The following is a 15,178-nucleotide window of genomic DNA, read 5'->3' as shown; positions in this document are numbered from 1 at the left end:
GCGATGAGCGAATGCGTTGGTGTTCTGTTATGCGGTTTCGGATTCGAGCAGCGCTTCGACCGCGCTGCGGATGTCGGCGCGGGTCAGGCCGAAGTGCCGGTAGAGCTCCGGGCCCGGGGCCGATTCGCCGAACCGGTCGATGCCGAGCACGCGACCGTACGGACCGACGTAGTGTCGCCAGAGCGCGCTGACGCCGGCCTCGACCGCGACCCGTACCCGGATGCGGTCGGGCAGCACCAAGGCGCGATAGGCGGCATCCTGTGTTTCGAAGACGTCGAGACAGGGCATGGAAACCACGCGCACGGCGCGACCGCGTGCGGCCAGGTCGCCCGCCGCCGCGATGGCGGGCGCGACCTCCGAGCCGGTGGCAATGATCAGGGCCTCCGGTTCGCCGGCCGGCTCGTGGATGACGTAACCGCCGCGGAAGATGTTCTCCGCCGTGGGTACGTCGCGATCCAGATGCGGCAGGTCCTGGCGCGAGAGGGCCAGCGCGCTTGGCCCGTCGGCGCGCTCGATGGCGGCGGTCCAGGCCGCGATCGTCTCGACGTCGTCGGCCGGTCGCCACACGTTGAGGTTCGGGATCAGCCGCAGGCTGGACACATGCTCGACCGATTGATGCGTGGGGCCATCCTCGCCGAGACCGATCGAGTCGTGGGTGTAGATCAGAATCTGGCGCACGCCCATGAGCGCGGCCATGCGTACCGCGTTGCGGGCATAGTCGGAAAACGTCAGGAAGGTCGCCGTGAAGGGGATATAGCCGCCGTGCAGGGCCAGGCCGTTGGCCATGGCGGTCATGGCGAATTCGCGCACGCCGTAGTGCAGGTAGTTGCCGCGGTACGCCGGCGCACCAATGACGACGTGCCCGCCCCAGTCGGTCCCGTTCGAACCGGACAGGTCGGCCGAGCCGCCGAACAGTTCCGGCAGACGCGGGGCGAAGAACTCGATCATCGCCTTGGACGACTTGCGGCTCGCGGTGTCGCTACCGGCCTCGGCCTGCACGTGGTGCAGGTGCCGCATCAGATGCTTGTGCCAATCCTCCGGCAGAGCACCCTCCTGGCGCCGGGTGAACTCGCTCGCCAGTTCCGGATGCGCGTGGGCGTAGCGTTCGTACCGCTCGCGCCAGGTCGTCTCGACCGCGGTGCCGCGGGCGCGATGGTCCCAGGCGTCGTAGATCGCCGTCGGGATGGCGAACGGCGTGTCGTCGGACCATTCGAGCCGGGCGCGCGCCGCGGCGACCTCGGCCGCGCCGAGGGCGGCGCCGTGGACCCCCTCCGTCCCCTGCTTGTTGGGCGCCCCCCAGCCGATGACCGTGCGGCAGCAGATCAGGGTGGGGCGCGTGGTGTCGCCCCGTGCGGTCTCGATCGCGGCGACGATCGCGTCGGCGTCGTGGCCGTCGACATCGCGCACCACCTGCCAGCCGTAGGCCTCGAACCGTGCCGGCGTATCGTCCGAGAACCAGCCGGCGACCTCGCCGTCGATCGAGATGCCGTTGTCGTCATAGAACACGACCAGCTTGCCCAGGCCGAGATGGCCGGCCAGCGAGCAGGCCTCGTGCGAAATGCCCTCCATGAGGCAGCCGTCGCCGGCGAAGCACCAGGTCCAGTGATCGACGATGGCGCCGTCGTCACGGTTGAACTCCGCGGCGAGCGCGGCCTCGGCCAGGGCGAAGCCGACCGCGTTCGCCAGCCCCTGGCCGAGCGGGCCGGTGGTGGTTTCCACGCCGGGGGTCAGGCCGTACTCCGGATGCCCCGGAGTCGCCGAATGCAGCTGCCGGAAGTTGCGGATCTCGTCCAGCGGCAGATCGTAGCCGGTCAGGTGCAGCAGCGCGTACTGCAGCATGCAGCCGTGCCCGTTCGACACGATCAGCCGGTCGCGGTCGACCCAGTGCGGATTCGCGGGATTGAATCGAAGATAATCGTTGACCAGCACCTCCGCGATATCGGCCATGCCCATCGGCATGCCCGGATGCCCGGAGTTGGCAGCCTCGACGGCGTCCATGGCCAGAATGCGGATGGCGTTCGCCAGACTCCGGCGGCTCGGATACGATGCCGTATCGGTGCCGGCACGCCCGGCCTGGGCTTCGGTCGCTTCCATATCGATCTCCTCGCTGCCTTCGCGCCTGGTCACGGAACATGACGCGCGGCTGCGGCTCTGTCGGCCGCGATTTGACTTCAATATGGACGAGCATTTTGATAAGTAAAAATAAATCTTTATTGGGATAAGAATAATATAAAATTATTGATTGGCCGTTGCCCCGATACTGATTTCGCGACCGTACGACGCGCGTTCGAAGCCGCCCATAAGCGCGTTTTCGTTGGGCGGGTACGCGCGGCGTGTGCTAAATTGACTCAATGATCACCGGCCGACCGCCACTGCTGAAGCTCATCAGCGCGCTGCTAATCGCAGTCGTGGCCTTCAGCGCCCAGGCCTGGGCCAGCCACGTGGACTGGCCGGCGGCCGATGGCGGCGCCCACGTGGAGACCACCGCGCTCGACGGGGCGTCCGCCGCCGCCTCTTCTGCCGACGCGGATGAGATCGAGCACGGCGACCACTGCGGCCACGCCAGTGCCCATCTCGTCGGCCTGCACGCCTGCCACGCCGTGCTCGCCACGGACGCGGCCGCAGCGCACGACGATGCCCGCGGCACGCGCTACGAGAGCGTCATCCACGCCCCGCTGATCGATCCGCCCATCGCCTGAATCCATCTCCGCTGCCGCCCGTCGGGCGGCCTGTCATCAAGCGTTGAGGATTCAGCATGCGTATTCATGCACGCCAGCAGGCGGCGGCGCTGGCCGCCGTGTGCCTGCTCTTGGCCGCCGGTCCATCGCCCGCGGCCACTCAGATACCCCAGCCGCTCCGGCTGGACGACGCGCTCGAGTGGGCGCAGCAGTACAATCCCGCGGTGCGGGCCGCCCGCATCCGTATCGAACGCCGCAGCGGCGAAGTCACGGACGCCGATGTACCCGTACCGTCCAATCCGCGCCTGGAGCTCGAGGCCGGTCGTCGGCGGCAGCCGCAGCGATCGAGCACCGACATCGGCATCCGCATCAGCCAGGAATTCTGGATCGCGGGCCAGGGCGGGCTGCGCGAGCGTGCCGCGCGCGACACGCTCGAGGCGGCCCGCGGCGACTACGATTTTCTGGTCGCCAGCGTCCGGGCGCGCACGCGGGCCGCGTTTCTCTCGGTACTGGTCGCTGAAGAAGCGGTCGCCACCGCCGAGCGTGTGGTCGACGTCAACCGACGGCTGAGCGCCTATGCCCGCAAACGGCTCGAGGCCGGCGCCGGCACCCGGATCGAGACCAATGCCGCCGACATCGGCCACCAGCGCGCCCGGGCCCTGCTCGCCGAAGCCCGCGATCAGGCGACTCGGGCCCGGCTGCAGCTCAAGGACCGACTGGCGATCGATCCGTCAAGACGTTTGGCGATCGCCGGGGATATCGGCTTCGAGGACCTCACGCTGCCCGATCGCGACACGCTGCTGGCCCGTGCTATCAGGCGTCGCGGCGATCTGGATGCCGCAGCCGCGCGGGTCGCGGCCGCCGGCGAGCAGCTGTCGCTCGCGCGTCGTCGACTCGTGCCCAATCTGACCGTGTTCGGCTTCTATCGCGAGGAGGCCGGCGGCCGCGGTGACGGCGGCGCCGACATCACCGGCGGCGGCGTCGGCTTCGAGTTGCCGCTGCTGGATCGCCACGCCGGCGATCGCGAGATCGCCTCGGCCGAGCTCGCTGCCGCCCGGCTCGATCAGGACACGCTGCAGCGCGAGGTGCGCCTGCAGGTGCTGTCGGGCATCAGCGCGTATCGGGGCGCCCGCGAAAGCGCCGACGCCCTCGGCAGCGCGGTGCTCGAGGCTGCGGAACAGACGCTCGAACTGACCCGGCGCTCGTTCGCCGCGGGCAAGGTCGGCGCGCCGGCCATCACCTCGGCACAGAACAACCTCATCGACGTGCGCCGCGACTATCTCGACGCGCTCAACGCGCTGATCGCCGCCGGCACCGATCTGGAGCGTGCCACCGGCGGGCTTGTGGTCATGGCGACCGGGGAGAACGACGATGAATAGGCGTTATCCACGAGCGACGCCATGGCGCGTGCTGCTGGTCGCCTGCAGCGTGGCGATCGGGCTGACCGGCTGCGGCAGCGATGCCGCGCCCGAGGCGCCGTCGCCCACACACGATGAGCCGAGCCAGGACAGCGCGTCGCCTGGCCACGTCCGGGGCAAGGACGGGAGCGCTCACGGCGCGCACGAAGGCCACGGCGAAACGCCCGATCGCGTCGAGCTTGACGCCGACCAACGCGCCGCGCTCGATCTGCAGATCGGCACGGCTCGTGCGGGCAGCGCCGAGGCCGTGGTCACCGCGCCCGCAACGTTGCGCTTCGACGCCGACCGGGTGGCGCGCGTCGGCCCGCGGCTGCGGGCCAAGGTACGCACGGTCGAGGCCGATCTCGGCGATACGGTGGCCGCGGGCGATGTGCTGGCGGTGCTCGACAGCGTCGAGCTGGGTCAGGCCAAGGCGGCGTATCTCACCGCAGCGGCCCGCTATCGCACCCGCGCGGCCGCCTACGAGCGCGATCGCCGCCTGGCTCAGGATCAGATCGTGAGCGAGTCGGCGCTGGCCGAATCGCGGGCCGATTATCGGCAGGCGAGAGCCGAACGGCGGGCCGCGCGTGCCGAGCTCAAATTGTATGGAATGGACGACGCGGCGATCGATGCGATCGTCGACGACAGCGACGCGCCGTTGTCGCGTCTGGCCCTCACGGCACCGCGGGCCGGGCGGATCGCACGTCGCGATCTGGTCGCCGGCGAAACGGTCGGCCCGGACGAAACGCCGATCCATGTCGTCGACAACAGCCGCATGTGGCTGATGATCGAAGCCGCGGAACAGGCGCTGCCCAGAGTCGCGGTGGGCCAGACTGTGCGTTTCGGCGTGCGGCCGTTGCCCGGCGAGACGTTCACCGGCCGTATTGACTGGATCGCGCCCGAGCTCGACCGCGAGTCGCGCAGCGTGCGCATACGGGCCGTGGTCGACAATCCGAACGACCGTCTCAAGGCCGGCATGTTCGCGACCGCGCGGATCGAAACCGGCCAGGCAAACGACAGCGCGTCGGCCAACGCGCTGGTGCCGATCGATGCGCTGCAGCAGATCGGCAAGCGGGCGGGCGTCTTCGTACCCGGCGAGCACGCGGGCGCGTTCGTGTTCACCCCGGTGACCACAGGCGCGGAGAGCGGCGGTGCCGTCGAGATCACGCAGGGGCTGTCGCCCGGCGACGCGCTGGTCACGGCCGGCGCCTTCGATCTCAAGGCCGCACTGACCGCGGGTGGTCGCAGCGCCGCTCACAGCCACTGACCCCGGAGTTTCCCATGATCAATGGACTGATTCGCCTGGCGATGGCGAACCGGCTGATGGTGCTCGTGGTCGTGGCCGCGCTCGCCGTTGCCGGAGTGCTGTCCTGGCGAGCCTTGCCCCTGGACGCGTTTCCCGACGCCACACCGCCGCTGGTACAGGTCTATACCGCCAGCCCCGGCCTGTCGCCGGTGGATGTGGAGACGCTGATCTCCTATCCGATCGAGATCAGCATGTACGGCCTGCCGCAGCTCGAACGCGTGCAGTCGACTTCGATCTTCGGCCTGTCGCGGGTGGATATCTATTTCGAGGACGGTACCGATATCTACTTCGCGCGCCGGCTGGTCAACGAGCGCTTGGCCGATGCCCGGCGCGAAATGCCCGAGGGCCTGGGTGAACCCCAGCTCGGCCCGCTGACCACCGGGCTCGGGCGTATTCTGATGTATTCGGTGGAAAACGAGCCGGGCGGCGATCATTCGCTCACCGAACTGCGCACCGCCCAGGACTGGATCGTCAAACCGCAGCTGCGCACGGTCGACGGCGTGACCGGCGTGCTCTCGATCGGCGGCTTCGAAAAGCAGTACCAGGTCGCGCTCGACATGGCCGCGCTGACCGCCCGCGGCCTCACCCCCGCGGACGTGCGCGACGCGCTCAAGCGCAACAATCGTAATGTGGGCGCGTCCTATATTGAACGCGGCGGGGAAGAGGCGATCATCCGCGGTTATGGCTGGGTGTCGCCCGGCGACGCAGGGCTCGAAGACCTGCGTCAGACGCGGGTCGCAACCACTGCCGACGGCACCCCGGTCACCATCGGCGATGTGGCGAGCGTCGACTACGGGCGTGCGATCCGGCGCGGCGCGGAGCTGGCCAACGGCGAGGAGTCGGTCGGCGGCTATGTGCTCAAGCTCATCGGCGCCGACACCCAGCGCGTGCTCGAGGATGTGAACGCCAAGCTCGCCGAGATCAACGACTCTCTCCCCGATGGCATGACGACCTCGGTCTATTACTCGCAGGCCGAACTCGTCGACAAGGCCACCGGCACGGTGATCGAGGCGCTGTCGATAGGCGCCGTGCTGGTACTGGTGCTGCTGTATCTGTTTCTCGGCAATCTGCGCTCCACACTGATCGTAATTTCCAGCGTGCCGTTGTCGCTATTGATCGCGTTCGTGGCCATGCGCGCGGCCGGGCTATCGGCCAATCTCATGAGCCTGGGCGGTCTGGCGATCGGCATCGGCATGATGGTCGACGGCTCGGTGGTGATGATCGAGAACATCTTTCGGCATTTTGAAAGCGATAGCGTGGACGACCGGCCGATGGCCGCGCGTATCGGCGCGGCCGCACAGGAAGTGGGGCGGCCGATCGTGTTCGCGGTGGCGATCGTGATCATCGTGTTCATCCCGTTGTTCTCGCTCGAGGGCGCCGAGGGCAAGCTGTTCTCGCCCATGGCCTATACCATAAGCTTTGCGCTGGCCGGCGCACTGGCGCTTTCGCTCACACTCGTGCCCGTACTTGCGCTGTTGTCGTTCAAGCGGGCCGAGATCGTGCGCGAGCCGCGACTGGTGGCCTGGCTCAAGGCGGGCTATCGGCCGTTGCGCGATGCCGTGCTGCGCGCACCGGCGGTGGTGTTCGGCGTGACGCTCGCATTGTTTGCGGCGAGCCTCGCCGCGTTTCCACAGCTCGGCACGGAGTTTCTGCCCACGCTGCGCGAGGGCACGTTCATGGTCCGCTCGACCCTGCCGCCGGGGGCGAGTCTCGACTCGGCGATCGGCTACGGCAAGCGCATCCAGAACACCGTCACCGAGTTCGAAGACGTGACCGGCGCCTATTCGCGCGTGGGCCGGGCCGAGGTGGGCGGCGACCCGGAGCCGGTGAACGTCGTCGCGACCACCGTCAACCTCAAACCGCTCGCCAACTGGACGTCCGGCTATTCCTACGAAGGGCTGCAGAATGCGATGAGCCAGCGCCTCGCAGAGACGGTGCCGGGGCTGGCCAACAACTTCTCGCAGCCGATCCAGCTGCGTACCGACGAACTGCTCTCCGGCGTACAAGCCCAGCTCGTGGTCAGCATCTTCGGCGACGATCTCGACCGACTCTCGGAGCTCGGCGGCAAGGTCGCCGGGCTCGCACGCAACACTGAAGGTGCCGTCGATGTGCGTGTACAGCAGCAGGGCGGCAAGCAGCAGGTCGTGATCCGTCCGGATCGCGCGGCGCTGGCGCGCTACGGGCTGAGCATCGACGCGGTGCTGCAGACCGTGTCGCTCGGGATCGGCGGCGAGGCAGTGGGCCAGGTGTTCGACGGTGTGCGTCGCTTCGATATCTTCATGCGCCTGCAGGCCGATCAGCGTGAACGCGTGGCGGATCTGCGCGACCTGTCGTTGCGCACGCCCGACGGGGCGCTCGTGCCGCTATCGCGGGTGGCCGATATCGAGGTCTATACCGGGCCAAAGAAGATATCGCGCTCGAACGCCAGTCGGCGGCTCTACGTACAGATGAACGTGCGCGGGCGCGACATGGGCGGCGTGGTCGAGGACCTGCGGGCCGCTATCGATACGCAGGTCGACATGCCGGCCGGCTATTTCGTGGACTTCGGCGGTCAGTTCGAGAATCAGCAACGCGCGATGCAGCGGCTGTATCTGGTCGTACCGGTCACCCTTGGGCTGATCTTCATCCTGCTCTATAGCGCGTTCGCGAGCCTGCGCTATGCCGCGCTGATATTCCTGAACGTGCCGTTCGCGGTGATCGGCGGCATCTTCACGCTCTGGCTGTCGGGGCTGTATCTGTCCGTGCCCGCCGCGGTGGGCTTCATCGCCGTGTTCGGCGTGGCGGTTCAGAACGGCGTGGTGCTGGTGGCCTATATCAACCAGCTGCGAGAGCAGGGCATGGCCATGGACGCGGCCGTGCGCACCGGCGCCGAACATCGTCTGCGTCCGGTCTTGATGACCGCGCTCACCGCCATACTCGGGCTCATCCCGCTGTTGCTGGCCGACGGCATCGGCTCGAACGTGCAGCGTCCGCTGGCCGCAGTGGTCATCGGCGGGCTGGTGACCTCGACGCTGCTTACGCTGCTGGTGCTGCCGAGCGTCTATCGCTGGTTCGCTCACCCGGCGGGAGAAACGTCATGACGATGCATCGGCGTAGAGTCGGCCGCTACGGCGCGCACTCGCGTCACCGGCCGCGGTCCCGGCCTTGTCTTTCCAGGGAACAGGCAACAGATCCTAGTTCCGAACACCTGGAGCCCGCGAGGCTTGGTCACCATGCTCGAAACGCTGATCGTCCTGATGGCACTCCTGCCGTTCATCTGGGCGCACTATCTGGTTCGCCGGCACACCCGGTACCCGATGACCACGCACGCACTGCTCATCGGGCCGGGCCTGTTTTTCGGCGGCGTGTGTGCGTTCTATGCACGCATCGACCCGGCCGGCTCTGACGGACTCGCCGCGTTCTTCGCCGGCTTCGGTGCGGTGCATCTGCCGGGCGCGGTGGTGCTGTCGATCAAGCACGCGCGGGCGCGGGGTCACTGAGGCGCCGCGTCGGACGGACTGCCGGTCGTGAACGAGTCCTACCGGCGAGAGGCAGCCGCAGCGCCCCAGGCGCGCGCGTGCTGCAGCCGCGCCCGGCGCAGTGCCAGATACTGGCAGCCGAGGATGAAGGCCGCCGCGGCCACCGCCGCCGTTTGCAAGCCCTCGGCCGTGAACGCGGTCGCGAGACCACCCAGACCGAGCGCAAGGGCGACCAGTGTGATCACCCAGGACGAGAAACCGAACTGCCGAACGTTGAACAGCATGGCTGTCTCCTGAAGAAACCGAATATGCTTTGAAAAGAGGGGGCACCGGAACGCCACGATGCGTCGACCCGGTAATTATACGGAGGGATATGGGGCGTTCGCGGCTGATATCAACGCGCTGCGGCCGCATTTTCCGCCCGATCCCGTCGGTTTGCGGGCGGTCCGATCGGGCGGCCAAGAGTCGCCGGCCGCGCAAGCCTGTACTTGATTATGCATAAAGCTCAGCCGGAGCCGATATGCACGAACTTTCAGCGCGTTGGCGCTTACGGACGCCGCAACTCGGCCCGGGTTTCGCGCTGATGCGCGAGTCACCTTTCTCGCGCGCCCCAGAAAGGTAACCGAAAGAAGGGCACCCGACACGGCGCCGGCGATGCCGGTTCACGCCGGCGCGCCGCGGCGGACACCCGTCGCCCCGACGCGTCGGCGTCGCTGCGTAAACGGGACTTGAATGCAAAGAGGATAGTAGGGCCCGGCCGACGATCGTTCATAACCAAGAGCCTGCATGAGGCCACGCAGCGATGACTCCGGACGGCCGCATTGACGTCGCATCACGGTTTCGAGATGGCCGCACGACACGCCGCCCGGCCCGCGCTCGTGACGGCCGAGTTTTCGGTCGTCCACCGTAGCGCAAGCGCTCCGATCGGAACACGACGACCATCGCAATGGCACCGCGCAACCGCGCCGTCAGGTCCAAGCGGCTGTGCTTGCCGTCACGCACATGCTGGGGCCGCGAGCGCGCGCATCCGTTACCACCGTGACACCGCGCGCTGCCGGCCGAGCGGCCCAAGCGGATCATCGTTCGATGATGGTTTATGATTCGCTCCCCGCGCATGAAGACAGCTGGTGAGAGGGCTCCCGCGGCAATGTTCGGTCGACAGATTGCGCCTATAGCGACGCCGGGCCCGGGGCCTGACGCGGCGGCCGTGCGCAGGGGTCCCGCGACGCGTCCGATCGGATGCGGCGAGGTCGCGTCGTGAGCCCAACGCCGCGCATGCACCGGACGGTGATGCTGGCTCTGGGCAGCGTGGGCGTCGGGGTGGTGGTACTTGCGCTGAAGTATCTGGCGTACTGGATCACCGGCAGCGTGGCGCTGTACTCCGATGCGCTGGAAAGCGTGATCAACATCGTGGCCGCAGGCGCCGCGGTGGTGGCGCTGCGCGTGAGCGCGATGCCGGCCGACGACAACCACCCCTTCGGACACTCCAAGGCCGAGTATTTCTCGTCGGTCATCGAAGGGGTGCTGATCGTGATCGCGGCCCTGGCGATCCTGCGCGAGGCCTACCACACGCTGGGGGCGCCGCAGCCGCTCCAGGCGCCGGCCGAGGGCCTGGCTCTCAATGCGCTGGCGACGCTGATCAACGGCATCTGGTCCTGGGTGCTGATCCGGGAGGGGCGCAGGCTGCGCTCGCTGGCCCTGGTCGCCGACGGCAAGCACCTGCTGACCGATGTCGTGACTTCGCTGGGCGTGTTCGCGGGGGTCGTGCTGGTCGGTCTGACCGGCTGGCTGATCCTCGATCCGCTGCTGGCGGCGCTGGTCGCGCTCAATATCCTCTGGTCGGGCTGGAAGCTCGTGCGCGAGTCCGTCGGCGGCCTGATGGACGAATCGGTGCCTCAGGAGGAGCTCGACCGAATACGCGCGGTGATATTCGAGCACGCTCAGGGCGCCTATCAGGCGCACGATCTGCGGACCCGACATGCCGGCCGGCGCACGTTCATCGAGTTTCATCTGGTCGTGGCCGGACAGATGCCGGTCCGCGACGCCCACGCGATCTGTGATCGACTCGAGGCGGCGCTGCACGAGACCGTGGCCAACAGCACGGTGACGATCCACGTAGAGCCCGAGGACAAGGCCAAGGTCTCCGACGTCTACGTGCCTTGAAGGCGCGGGGCATCCACACGCTGACAGGGCGCCGAGACCCGACGTCAGATCGTGTCGTCGCGAGAGCGGACGGGCCTTGAAATTACCTTCGCTCATGACCGTCCGGGCCCGCTCGGCCGCGGGACCGCCGGCTCGTGATCGGCCGACGCGACACCGCGCTTCAGACGTGCAGCACCGATGGCGCGTGCGGCGTCCTTCGATGTTGCACCGGAACCGGCCGCCGGGCGGCAACGGGGCGGCCGGTTTTCGTTGCGCCGCGACTTGTAAAACGCGCGGCCAGCGCAATCTAGCCCGTTACGAACGTACCGGCGACCCGCGCGTCGCCGCGTCCGCGGCGCCGTGTTCGTACCGCCGCATCCACTCTTCTGCCACGTGGCCGCTGCATGGTCGATACTCCGCCGACAGCCAGTTCCGGTGCGCTGCGCCGGCAGCTCTTCGCCCAGACCTGGCCGATGGCGATCGGCGTACTGTCACTGCTGGGTTTCCAGCTCGTGGATTCGGCGTTCGTCGCGCGGCTCGGTACGGAACCGCTGGCGGCGCAGTCGTTCACCTTTCCGCTGACGTTTCTCATGATCGGCGTGCAGGTGGGGCTGGGCATCGCCATGGCGGCGACGATCTCGCGCGCGATGGGCGCCGGCGACGACGATCGCGCAAAGCGCCTGGCCAGTCTCGTGCTGATTGGCGGCAGCGCCATCATGGCCGCACTCGCGGTCGGCCTCTGGCTGTTCCAGGCGCCGCTGTTCCGGATGCTGGGCGCCGACGGCGAGATGCTGGGGCGCATCCGCGCGTACTGGGCCCCGCAGCTGGCTGCGAACTGGCTCGGCGGCGTGGTCTATTTCGGCTACACGCTGTTTCGTGCCCATAACAACACCCGCCTGCCGGGCACGCTGATGGTGCTGACGAGCCTGTGCAATCTGGTGCTCGACCCGGTGCTCATATTCGGTGTCGGCGGCTGGGACGGTTTCGGCCTGCCGGGTGCGGCAATCGCGACGATACTCGCCTTCGCCGTGGCCGTGGTCCTCCTCGTCTGGCGCGTGTCGCGCCAAGACTGGCTGAGCGGCCACGGCCTGATCGGCGAGGCGAAGATCTCCACGCCGAGCTTTTTGAGCATCGCCGGCCCGGCCATGCTCAGTCAGCTGATGCCGCCGTTGTCGGCCATGGTCGCGACCGGGCTGATCGCCCGACTCGGGGATTCGGCGGTGGCGGCCTGGGGCCTGGCGAGCCGCCTCGAAACCGTGTCGCTCATGGTGGTGCTGGCACTGACGATGTCTCTGCCGCCGTGGCTCGGGCATTGCTACGGCGCCGGCCACTGGCCGCGAATCCGCGCGCTCATGCGGGTGGCGACCCAAGCGGTCGTCGTCTGGCAGCTCTTGCTCGGGGTCACGATGTGCCTGCTCGCCCCCTGGATCGCCCAGGCGCTGACCGGCAATCCGGAGGTTCGGCAGGGTCTGGCGTGGCTGATCCGCTTCATGCTGCCGAGCTACGCGCTGCTCGGCCTGTGCATGCTGGTGGTGTCTGCAGGCAACGCGCTGGGATGGCCGCTGCGCGCGCTGATGATCTCGTTTGCGCGCCTGTTCGTCTGCTATCTGCCGTGCATCGCACTCGGGGTCTGGGCGGATTCGATGGTGACCGTCGGCATCGGCGCGGCGATCGGCAATCTGCTCGCCGGCGCGCTGGCCTGTGTCGTGTTCTATCGCAGTCTTCAGGTCGTGCCGGCCACACACTCGGACGATTCGAGCCGGATCCGCGCCCAGTCATAGGTGCGGCCTATGACCTCATCCTGAAATTCCATGGACACCCAAAAAATCAACTTAGACAAGCACCTTCGGCTTTCTGGGACGTTTTGCAAGCATCGTGCTGCAGTGCAGCGCTTGCAATGACACAGACCAGTGTCATATTCATCACTCGACTTTAGTGGTATTGACATTTTTCGTCTGAAAGGGAGTTCGAAATGACCAAATTCTTCGACCGCACTCATCTGGCCGTCGCCGCCATCGCACTTTCCGCCGTCGCCGCACCGGCGCTCGCGGGACAGGGCAATGCCGCCGCCGAGACGATGGTTCCGGCCTCCAGCTCGCAGGCCAGCATGCTGCGCGACGTCTCCGACGGCTCGACGTCCGATAACGCCGAGCCCGGCCACGCCGACGTGCCGGCGACGCGCAGCCAGATGCAGGTTCTGGACCATGGTCAGGATCGCGGCAATCTCCTGCGCGCCGTGGCGCAGAAATAGATCCCGCGTTCGGCCATCGGCCGTCGTCAAGACCCGGCTCAGGCCGGGTCTTTTTTTGTCCGCAATTATGCGGATTGCACGGCTGCCGGCCGAAACGTGATAGTCATAGGGTTCGAGCGCGGCGGGAGAGGTCGTGCTCTTGAGGCATCGTTCGATATCAACGAGAAAGAGGAGAGAATAATGAGCGATATCCGGATACTGAAGCGCGGACTGCTCAACGGCGCCCTGGCAAGCGGGCTGCTCGCGCTCGCGATGGCTGTGCCTGCCATCGCCGCCGATCAGGCCAAACAGGGCGACGACACCATCATGCCGGCGACCGAACACCAGAGTGAGAGCCTGGAAAACGTGCCGGACGACGCCGACAGCCGGGACACGCAGGAAACCGGCGAGACCACCGGCGGCATGCCGACGACCCAGTCGCAGCAGGAACATCTGGAGGAGAGAGACAACATGTCCAGCGACGACGGCAAGTCGGATTCCGGACAGAAGCAGTAACCCCGGCGCTCGTCTACTGCCGCTCCGATCTGAATGTCCGGCTTCGGCCGGACATTTTTTTGTGCGTATCGCGTGCTGACCCACCGTGCATTTAGTCTCGCTGCCGATGCACGATTCGATTCAAGATCACCGGAACGACAGTTGCGGCCGCGCGGGCCTGCCGCGCCGCCACGCGATTCGACTGCGCCACTACTGGCGCAGCCTGGGCTGGGCGCACCATGACAGCATCGATATCGATCTGCTGGCCCGGGGCCTCATCCGGGAAATCGCCGATCCGCGGGCGGCGAGCCGTTTTCTGCTCACCGAAGCGGGCCGCGCCGCGCTCGCCGAGAACATGACGCGCCACCGTGGGGCGCGCGCCCGCCACGCGGAAGTCGTCGCCGGCGTTGCCCGGCATCTGGCCACGACCGGTCGCGTGGTGTTCACCGAACTGGCGATGCGCACCGCTCGCGAGGGGCGCTGGCGCGTGTGCCGACCGGACGTGTTCTCGGTGACGCGCGGCCTGCGGGCCGATCATCTCGCGCCCCGGGTCCACGAGATCAAGGTGCGCCGCGCCGACTTGTTGAGCGAGCTGCGCGCCGACAAGACGGCCCGCTATCGGGAGCTCGCCGATGAGTGCTATCTCGTGCTGGCCGAGGGCATCGCGGAACCGGAGGAGATTCCGACCGATTACGGCGTGGTCGTCTGGCGGGCGGAGCAGGGCTATACTCTGGCTCGGGCCGCACCGCGAACGCCGTGTCGCCTGGCCACCCGGCACTGGATGGCCATGGCACAGGCGACACCCGTCATCTGCGATGACGCCTCGCCACAGATGGACCTCTGAGGAGATACGCTTGATACGTCGCATGCGCCGGCCATGGTGACGCGCGCCTCGCGCTGGACACAGCGTCTGCTCGATTCCAACCACGGCCTCGCATGGCTCGGCGTACTGTCGGCGATGGAGACGCTGATCCTGCCGGTTCCGATCGAACTGGTCATGGTGCCGTATATGCTCGCGCGTCCGACACGGCTGTGGCTGATCGCGGCGGTCACCTTCGGCGGCTGCGTCGCCGGCTCGCTCATCGGGTACGGCATCGGTTTCTTCGTGTTCGATTCCATCGGCCAGTGGCTGCTGGACACGCTCGGCGCCGACGCCGCCTACGAGCGCTTCAGCCAGCGTTTCTCGAACAACGGTTTTCTGGCCATCGTCGCGATCGGTGTAACGCCGATTCCGTTTCAGGTCGCACTGCTGGCCGCGGGGATCGCCGGCTATGCGCTGCCGCTGTTTCTCGTCGCCGTCGGCCTGGCCCGCGGCCTGCGCTATTTCGGCCTGGCGCTGCTGGTGTATCTGGCGGGCGAGCGCGCGCTCGCACTGTGGCGACGCCACGCCCTGCTGCTGGGCACGAGCCTGCTCCTGCTGATCGCCGGCGTGATCGTCGGCATGCGAATGCTGGGCGGTTCGTGAACCAGCC

Annotated in this window: 13 protein-coding genes; 11 read left to right on the top strand and 2 right to left on the bottom strand. The window is 67.6% G+C overall.

The window, feature by feature from the left end:
• Positions 1-27: 27 nt before the first annotated feature.
• Positions 28-2,094, bottom strand: a complete 2,067-nt coding sequence (gene tkt / locus SAOR_RS11300; protein ID WP_123631507.1) for a transketolase — start codon at positions 2,092-2,094, stop codon at positions 28-30.
• 257 nt (positions 2,095-2,351) lie between these two features.
• On the opposite strand from tkt, the gene SAOR_RS11295 reads away from it, so the two are divergent.
• The 5 genes from SAOR_RS11295 (at position 2,352) to SAOR_RS11275 (ending at position 8,860) form a co-directional block, all read left to right on the top strand.
• Complete coding sequence (locus SAOR_RS11295) at positions 2,352-2,699, top strand: hypothetical protein (protein WP_148077382.1); 348 nt, start codon at positions 2,352-2,354, stop codon at positions 2,697-2,699.
• 56 nt (positions 2,700-2,755) lie between these two features.
• Entirely contained in the window at positions 2,756-4,057 is a 1,302-nt protein-coding gene (locus tag SAOR_RS11290) for a TolC family protein (RefSeq protein WP_123631505.1), read from the top strand.
• A complete protein-coding gene (locus SAOR_RS11285; RefSeq protein WP_123631504.1) occupies positions 4,050-5,342 on the top strand; it encodes an efflux RND transporter periplasmic adaptor subunit in 1,293 nt (430 codons plus the stop codon). Before SAOR_RS11290 ends, SAOR_RS11285 begins: the two co-directional genes overlap by 8 nt.
• Positions 5,343-5,356: 14 nt before the next feature.
• Positions 5,357-8,461, top strand: a complete 3,105-nt coding sequence (locus SAOR_RS11280; protein ID WP_123631503.1) for an efflux RND transporter permease subunit — start codon at positions 5,357-5,359, stop codon at positions 8,459-8,461.
• 132 nt (positions 8,462-8,593) lie between these two features.
• Positions 8,594-8,860, top strand: coding sequence for a hypothetical protein (locus SAOR_RS11275; protein ID WP_123631502.1), 267 nt, complete (start codon positions 8,594-8,596; stop codon positions 8,858-8,860).
• Between the two features lie 38 nt (positions 8,861-8,898).
• Here SAOR_RS11275 and SAOR_RS11270 read toward each other — a convergent pair whose 3' ends face one another.
• The gene (locus tag SAOR_RS11270) at positions 8,899-9,123 is read right to left on the bottom strand and encodes a hypothetical protein (protein ID WP_123631501.1); all 225 of its coding nucleotides are present in this window, start codon (positions 9,121-9,123) and stop codon (positions 8,899-8,901) included.
• Between the two features lie 991 nt (positions 9,124-10,114).
• On the opposite strand from SAOR_RS11270, the gene SAOR_RS11265 reads away from it, so the two are divergent.
• The 6 genes from SAOR_RS11265 to SAOR_RS11240 all read left to right on the top strand — a co-directional run bounded on the left by SAOR_RS11265 (position 10,115) and on the right by SAOR_RS11240 (position 15,171).
• On the top strand, positions 10,115-11,002 hold the full coding sequence (locus SAOR_RS11265; protein ID WP_123631566.1) for a cation diffusion facilitator family transporter: 888 nt from the start codon (positions 10,115-10,117) through the stop codon (positions 11,000-11,002).
• Between the two features lie 383 nt (positions 11,003-11,385).
• Entirely contained in the window at positions 11,386-12,762 is a 1,377-nt protein-coding gene (locus SAOR_RS11260; RefSeq protein WP_123631500.1) for an MATE family efflux transporter, read from the top strand.
• Between the two features lie 191 nt (positions 12,763-12,953).
• Positions 12,954-13,232 carry a hypothetical protein gene (locus SAOR_RS11255; protein ID WP_123631499.1) on the top strand — a complete coding sequence of 93 codons (279 nt, stop codon included), beginning with the start codon at positions 12,954-12,956 and terminating at the stop codon, positions 13,230-13,232.
• Positions 13,233-13,412: 180 nt separating this feature from the next.
• A complete protein-coding gene (locus SAOR_RS11250; protein ID WP_123631498.1) occupies positions 13,413-13,727 on the top strand; it encodes a hypothetical protein in 315 nt (104 codons plus the stop codon).
• 106 nt (positions 13,728-13,833) lie between these two features.
• Positions 13,834-14,550, top strand: a complete 717-nt coding sequence (locus tag SAOR_RS11245; protein ID WP_123631497.1) for a hypothetical protein — start codon at positions 13,834-13,836, stop codon at positions 14,548-14,550.
• Between the two features lie 33 nt (positions 14,551-14,583).
• The gene (locus SAOR_RS11240) at positions 14,584-15,171 is read left to right on the top strand and encodes a YqaA family protein (RefSeq protein ID WP_245965452.1); all 588 of its coding nucleotides are present in this window, start codon (positions 14,584-14,586) and stop codon (positions 15,169-15,171) included.
• The last annotated feature ends 7 nt before the right edge of the window (positions 15,172-15,178 follow it).

The sequence above is a fragment of the Salinisphaera orenii subsp. orenii MK-B5 genome (assembly GCF_003788635.1).
GTDB classification, from domain to species: domain Bacteria; phylum Pseudomonadota; class Gammaproteobacteria; order Nevskiales; family Salinisphaeraceae; genus Salinisphaera; species Salinisphaera orenii.
The sequence above is the reverse complement of the archived record's forward strand: the minus strand, read 5'-3'. Positions and strand labels throughout refer to the sequence as shown.

Bases quoted from the DNA above. Each gene is read 5' to 3' on its own strand.
- SAOR_RS11290 (WP_123631505.1), top strand. From the start codon at position 2,756: ATGCGTATTCATGCACGCCAGCAGGCGGCGGCGCTGGCCGCCGTGTGC.
- SAOR_RS11295 (WP_148077382.1), top strand. From the start codon at position 2,352: ATGATCACCGGCCGACCGCCACTGCTGAAGCTCATCAGCGCGCTGCTA.
- SAOR_RS11240 (WP_245965452.1), top strand. From the start codon at position 14,584: ATGGTGACGCGCGCCTCGCGCTGGACACAGCGTCTGCTCGATTCCAAC.
- tkt (WP_123631507.1), bottom strand. From the start codon at position 2,094: ATGGAAGCGACCGAAGCCCAGGCCGGGCGTGCCGGCACCGATACGGCA.
- SAOR_RS11260 (WP_123631500.1), top strand. From the start codon at position 11,386: ATGGTCGATACTCCGCCGACAGCCAGTTCCGGTGCGCTGCGCCGGCAG.
- SAOR_RS11280 (WP_123631503.1), top strand. From the start codon at position 5,357: ATGATCAATGGACTGATTCGCCTGGCGATGGCGAACCGGCTGATGGTG.
- SAOR_RS11255 (WP_123631499.1), top strand. From the start codon at position 12,954: ATGACCAAATTCTTCGACCGCACTCATCTGGCCGTCGCCGCCATCGCA.
- SAOR_RS11275 (WP_123631502.1), top strand. From the start codon at position 8,594: ATGCTCGAAACGCTGATCGTCCTGATGGCACTCCTGCCGTTCATCTGG.
- SAOR_RS11265 (WP_123631566.1), top strand. From the start codon at position 10,115: ATGCACCGGACGGTGATGCTGGCTCTGGGCAGCGTGGGCGTCGGGGTG.
- SAOR_RS11245 (WP_123631497.1), top strand. From the start codon at position 13,834: ATGCACGATTCGATTCAAGATCACCGGAACGACAGTTGCGGCCGCGCG.
- SAOR_RS11285 (WP_123631504.1), top strand. From the start codon at position 4,050: ATGAATAGGCGTTATCCACGAGCGACGCCATGGCGCGTGCTGCTGGTC.
- SAOR_RS11270 (WP_123631501.1), bottom strand. From the start codon at position 9,123: ATGCTGTTCAACGTTCGGCAGTTCGGTTTCTCGTCCTGGGTGATCACA.
- SAOR_RS11250 (WP_123631498.1), top strand. From the start codon at position 13,413: ATGAGCGATATCCGGATACTGAAGCGCGGACTGCTCAACGGCGCCCTG.